At 61.7% G+C, this 5,299-nt stretch carries 7 protein-coding genes; 2 read left to right on the top strand and 5 right to left on the bottom strand.

Translation table 11 applies throughout. The features are described 5' to 3' along the window. The coding region (locus tag WA702_RS07840) for an alpha/beta fold hydrolase (RefSeq protein ID WP_425109959.1) at window positions 1-390 on the top strand (390 nt) is incomplete at its 5' end. Between the two features lie 156 nt (window positions 391-546). Here the strand turns inward: WA702_RS07840 and WA702_RS07845 are convergent. The 3 genes from WA702_RS07845 to WA702_RS07855 all read right to left on the bottom strand — a co-directional run bounded on the left by WA702_RS07845 (window position 547) and on the right by WA702_RS07855 (window position 1,675). Beyond that, window positions 547-801, bottom strand: a complete 255-nt coding sequence (locus tag WA702_RS07845; protein WP_425109960.1) for a GCG_CRPN prefix-to-repeats domain-containing protein — start codon at window positions 799-801, stop codon at window positions 547-549. 87 nt (window positions 802-888) lie between these two features. Beyond that, a complete protein-coding gene (locus tag WA702_RS07850; RefSeq protein WP_425109961.1) occupies window positions 889-1,209 on the bottom strand; it encodes a hypothetical protein in 321 nt (106 codons plus the stop codon). Window positions 1,210-1,360: 151 nt separating this feature from the next. After that, on the bottom strand, window positions 1,361-1,675 hold the full coding sequence (locus WA702_RS07855; RefSeq protein WP_425109962.1) for a hypothetical protein: 315 nt from the start codon (window positions 1,673-1,675) through the stop codon (window positions 1,361-1,363). A 273-nt stretch (window positions 1,676-1,948) separates the two neighbouring features. Between WA702_RS07855 and WA702_RS07860 the strand changes: the two genes are divergently transcribed. Next, the gene (locus WA702_RS07860) at window positions 1,949-3,229 is read left to right on the top strand and encodes a hypothetical protein (protein ID WP_425109963.1); all 1,281 of its coding nucleotides are present in this window, start codon (window positions 1,949-1,951) and stop codon (window positions 3,227-3,229) included. A 157-nt stretch (window positions 3,230-3,386) separates the two neighbouring features. Here WA702_RS07860 and WA702_RS07865 read toward each other — a convergent pair whose 3' ends face one another. Both WA702_RS07865 and WA702_RS07870 read right to left on the bottom strand, forming a co-directional pair. Beyond that, window positions 3,387-3,836 (bottom strand): hypothetical protein, encoded by a 450-nt coding sequence (locus WA702_RS07865; RefSeq protein WP_425109964.1) that lies wholly within the window; start codon window positions 3,834-3,836, stop codon window positions 3,387-3,389. Between the two features lie 260 nt (window positions 3,837-4,096). After that, the coding region (locus WA702_RS07870; protein WP_425109965.1) for an acyl-CoA carboxylase subunit beta at window positions 4,097-5,299 on the bottom strand (1,203 nt) is incomplete at its 5' end.

Consider the following 5,299-nt stretch of genomic DNA (forward strand, 5'->3'; position numbering starts at 1 on the left):
AATTACGCGCTGAAGCTGCCGCCGGACCAGGTTACGCCATTCATCGAGGCGCGCTTCAACATCAAGGGCAGCGCCGACTACGCGCATTGGCTGCGCGCCTACGTCGCGTCCTACCAGATGCTTTATCGCGAGCCGGTGGTGCACGAGATCCCGCTGATCACCCAGCCGACCCTGTTCATCATGGGCGCCGACGACCACAACGCGCCGGGTCGTCCTTACGCGCCGGAAGCATTGCGGGCCAAGATGGGACAGAATGCCGATGATGCCAAAACGCTGGCTGGCCAGATGAAGGAGGGCCGTGCCGAGGTGATCCCGAATGCCGGCCATATGGTGTTCCTGGACGCGCCCGAAAAATACGACGCGCTGCTGCTCGGCTTTCTCGGCAAGTGAGCCTAGCCCAGTGATCATCATAGATCGGTTGAGCGAAGCGATACCCATTAATTAGCTACTTGAATTTATTAGCCGCGTACTGATGGGTTTCGCGAGCAGGTCGGAATTTCCGACCCGCTCGCTCTACCCATCCTACTTCTTCGCATCAGTTTGTCATCACCAGTTGCGGAAGCAGCGCTTGCCGTACGGGCCCGTGTGCCAGCCCGGAGGACAGGTGTACAGCGGACGACAGGCGCCCGCGGGGCCGCGGTGGAAGCCCGGGCCGCAGCCCTGCGCCACGGGAATGATGTCTGCAGACGGGGCGCCCCGCTCGACAGCCGGCATGACCGGGCCGAGCGGCGCGGCCTGCGCCGCGGACAGGCTGAACAGGCCGAAAGCGAGAGCCAAGGCAGAGGCAGCAAGAATCCTCATCGGAGTCTCCTCTCTTCAAATGTGTTGATGATGGTGGTTCGTACGTAGGTCACACAATGACATCAGCGGGTTCACGCCGCGATGACATCACCAATGCCGCCAATGATGACGGTGCCAATGGTGCCGCCAGCCCCAGTGATGGTGGTGGCGCCAACCCCAGTGACGGTGGTGCCAATGATGATGATGCCAGCGATGGCCCCAGTACACCTGTTGCGGCGCCAGCCGGCCGGCCTCCTCGCGCGACGTCACCGCGCGATGAATGTCTCCGTTGGGCGAATGTGGTACCTGGCGCACGATCGGCGCCGGCGACAGTGGCGCGGCGTCGGCATCCGACACAGGCAAGGAGGTCCCGGCGGCAACGCCAAGTCCGAGAACCAGGGCCACTTTAAGAAAACCAAGATGCTGCATGCTCTCCTCCGAATCCAAGAGATCGATCGTGAGAAGATTTGCGCGGGCAGGCTGAACGGCGACTGAACTGCGCGTTCAGATAGGGTATTTCGCGGCCAGCGAGATGAACGTCAGCAACAGCTCGGCATCGATGACGCACCGCGTGGCGTCGTCAAGTCACGAAGGTTTCCGCCACCGTAAAACTTTCGCGTGTGCGCGTGACATCGGGCCAGTCGCGATTGAAGTCGGCGATCAGCCGCTTCATCTCGTCACCGCCGATTGCGCGCTCCATCGTGGCCGCGTCGTCGAACTGATACAGCGCCTGATGCACCGCAGGATCGGACAGGCTCCAGAACCGCCATGCCTTGCGCACGCCGAAGCTCTTGATCGCGTCAGGCAAATGGACGTCGCGGTACCATTGGTCGAAAGCCTGGCGCCTGGACGCATCGGGCACATTGGCGCGCACCACGAAGATGGCAGCAGGCATGGCTTTGTCCATTCTGATTCTTTTCCTTTGAGGTCACGAACAAGGCGGATCCTTGCGCAAGCAGGACCGCCGGTCATTTCGCCACATTGACCAGCAATCCCTGTTCCGGATCGGATCCCATCCCCAGCCGTTCACCCGTTTCGAGATGGCAAGCAGGCAGCCGTTCTGGTACCAAACCTCAGCTTCTGAAAACAGCCGATTGTCTTTACATCAGCGCGGCCATTGTAATTAGATACCGCTGCTTGGGCCTCCCACATTTTTACCTGAAGGCGTATGCTGGTCTCAAAACATGAGCGTTATTCGTATATTGAAAGATACCTACCGCAGATTTCAACCCTCTCCGGCAACGCCGCCAGAGTTCCAGATCGATGCATTCCAGTCAGAAATCCAGGCGCTGCAGGAAAGCTGCGATCACCAGAAGCGGATCACAACGAAGCCAATATTTTGCTCGGAAAGCTCCGGGACGAACGCGACAGCTATAAGCGGCAGTGGGAGCTGGCATCCTACGAACTGCGACGGTTGTCGCGGCCGGCTGCGCAGGGATCCGCCAATGGTCGTTCCTCCCCTCCCAGCGGCAAGGACAGAGGGGGCAGTTCGGCACTGCGCATCCTCTGCGTTGGGACGGGTCGCGACGGCACAACGTCACTTGCCCGGATCATGCAAGAAGTGTTTGACCACCGGGGTTCCGGCGAGACTGCCCAGCATGAATGGGCGTCGAGTGAGCTCAACACACTGTTTTGCAACTGGGTCGAAACCAGGGATCCGTCTTTCGAGACTGAGATCCGCGAATTGATTCGGCACAGCCCTTCTGCCTGCGTGACCGGGAACGGTTACGCGGCCGTGCTGCCGATCATCGCCGAGGAGCTGGGCGACCAGGTCACCGTGGTTCATCTTCGCCGCCGCGATCGCCAGGCTTGCATCGCGAGCCTGGTGGAAAACGCCGAGCTGTCGCCCCAGAACCATTTCTATTATGCGACTTCCCCGATTGCCAAGAGCAAGCGGCCGACCGCATTTCATTTCGGCGAGATGTCGAAAGACGAATGGTCTGCGCTGTCCCTGCACGACAAGTTCGCCTGGTATTACGACAAGACGCATAGCCTGATCGAACAGCACAAGCCGCTGTTCGCCAAGACATTGTCGATCGACACCGAAGATCTCAGCGACGAAAATGTGCGCGCGGCCTTGGCGCATGCCGCCGGCAGCGACCAGACCCCGCGTGCATTCCACGTCAACCGGTTCGTCGATCTGCGCCACGTGCCGCCCACCCGCCATAGCTTCGTCCAGCGACTGCTCGGTCAACTCGACGTGCAAAAGCTGGCCCATGATGATCTCTATGGAGTCAGAGCCGTCTTGAACGAGTTCATCTATCATCTGGCGCATTTTCCTGATCAGGCACCCGGCGCGCTGGATGAATTGCGGTGGACGATCGCCGAAGGGTACCGCGTGCTCAATCACCGGCTGGATGATCTGAAGGATTTGATGGACCGGATTGGTATGCCCGTGCCCGCCGAGAGAGAGTCCTCAAATCAAGACCTTCCGATCGACCGCGGCTGAGATCCAACCAGGGACACGGGCTCGCGAGCGCGGCAGCCGTGCTCGTCGACGCCTCGCTATTGATCACCTACCTCAGCGCCGGGGAGTATGGGTCCCAGCGCAAGGTCGGGACGACAATGCATATCGGCCGGAGCACCCAAGCGATGGCGCCAGCCGATCAGTAGCAGCGGGTGATGTTGACCGTCTGCTCGCCGCCGCGGCCCGGCACGCTCACGCTTTCGGTCGGACAGCTCGATACGTAAGGTCGGTCCGACGGGGTCACGTTCGGCGGATAGCGATGGGCCCAGTCCCAGGGCACGTCGTAGGTATAGGTGGTATGGACGTCGGTTGGCTGCGGCGCCACGGCCTCGCCGACCGGGGCGCCATAAGGCCCGGAGCCATAGCCGTAGTCGGCATAGCCCGGCCAATAGATGCCGCCGACGAAATGACCGTGACGGTGGAAACCGCCGATGCCGTGCGGGCGCATCATCGCATGGGCCGAGGCAAAGCTTCCATGCCCCGGTGCCGCTCCGCCCGACCTCGCCGAGGCCATGTCCACTGACACAACAAGCACGGCTCCGGCGATCGCAACACCGGCAAAAAACCTTCGAAATCCACGATACGCCATGGCACGCACCAACTCTTTTGACCACCGTCCCCTGCCCCAAAAGCTAGGCGTGGTGGCGGACGGCCGCAAACGCACAATTAATTGTTAGTTAAGATAGATGGTTAACGGCGACTTGCCATCGCGGCAGATCGGCGCAGTTCCTCAGAGTCGTGGGGCGGCTTAGGCGCAGCCGTAAGCCGCCAACTATCGCGCCAAACACGGCGCATGCAGATCGGCGGATTACGCTTCGCTAATCCGCCCTACTCCGACTACGACATTGCTCACAGCGGCAGATTGTCGTGCTTCTTCATAGGCGTCTCGACATGCTTGTCGCGTAGCATCGCCAGCGCCCTCGCAATCCGGCGGCGGGTGGAGTGCGGCATGATGACGTCGTCGATATAGCCGCGCTCGGCCGCGATGAAGGGTGACAGGAAGCGATCCTCATACTCCTTGGTGCGCGCGGCGATCTTGTCCGCGTCGCCGATGTCGGCGCGGAAGATGATCTCGACCGCGCCCTTGGCGCCCATGACAGCGATCTGTGCGGTCGGCCAGGCGTAGTTCATGTCGGCGCCGATCTCCTTGGACGCCATGACGTCGAAGGCGCCGCCATAGGCCTTGCGGGTGATGATGGTGACCAGCGGCACGGTGCATTGCGAATAGGCGAACAGCAATTTCGCGCCGTGCTTGATCAGGCCGCCATATTCCTGGGCGGTGCCCGGCAGGAAGCCGGGAACGTCGACGAAGGTGACGATCGGGATATTGAAGGCATCGCAGAAGCGGACGAAACGCGCTGCCTTGCGCGAGGCGTCCGAGTCGAGCACGCCCGCCAGCACCATCGGCTGGTTGGCGACGAAGCCCACGGTGCGCCCTGCGATGCGGCCGAAGCCGGTGACGATGTTCTTGGCGAAGGCGTCCGCGATCTCGAAGAAATCGCCCTCGTCCACGACCTTGAGGATCAGCTCCTTCATGTCGTAGGGCTTGTTCGGATTGTCCGGGATCAGCGTGTCGAGCGACGTGTCGACCCGCTCGATGTCGTCGAAGCTCGGCCATTCCGGCACGCCGTCGGTGTTGTTCGACGGCAGGAAGTCGATCAGCCGCCGCATCTGCAGCAGCGCCTCGACGTCGTTCTCGAAGGCGCCGTCCGCGATCGAGGAGCGCGTGGCGTGAACCGACGCGCCGCCGAGTTCTTCGGCGGTGACGACCTCGTTGGTGACGGTCTTCACCACGTCGGGGCCGGTGACGAACATGTAGCTCGTATTCTTCACCATGAAGATGAAGTCGGTCATGGCCGGCGAATAGACGTCGCCGCCGGCGCAAGGGCCCATGATGACGGAGATCTGCGGGATCACACCTGACGCCACCACGTTGCGGCGGAACACGTAGGAATAGCCCGCGAGCGCGGCGACGCCTTCCTGGATGCGGGCGCCGCCGGCGTCATAGAGCCCGATGATCGGCGCCCTCGCCTTCATCGCCATGTCCTGCAG

The organism is Bradyrhizobium sp., from assembly GCF_049798375.1.
Taxonomy (GTDB): domain Bacteria; phylum Pseudomonadota; class Alphaproteobacteria; order Rhizobiales; family Xanthobacteraceae; genus Bradyrhizobium.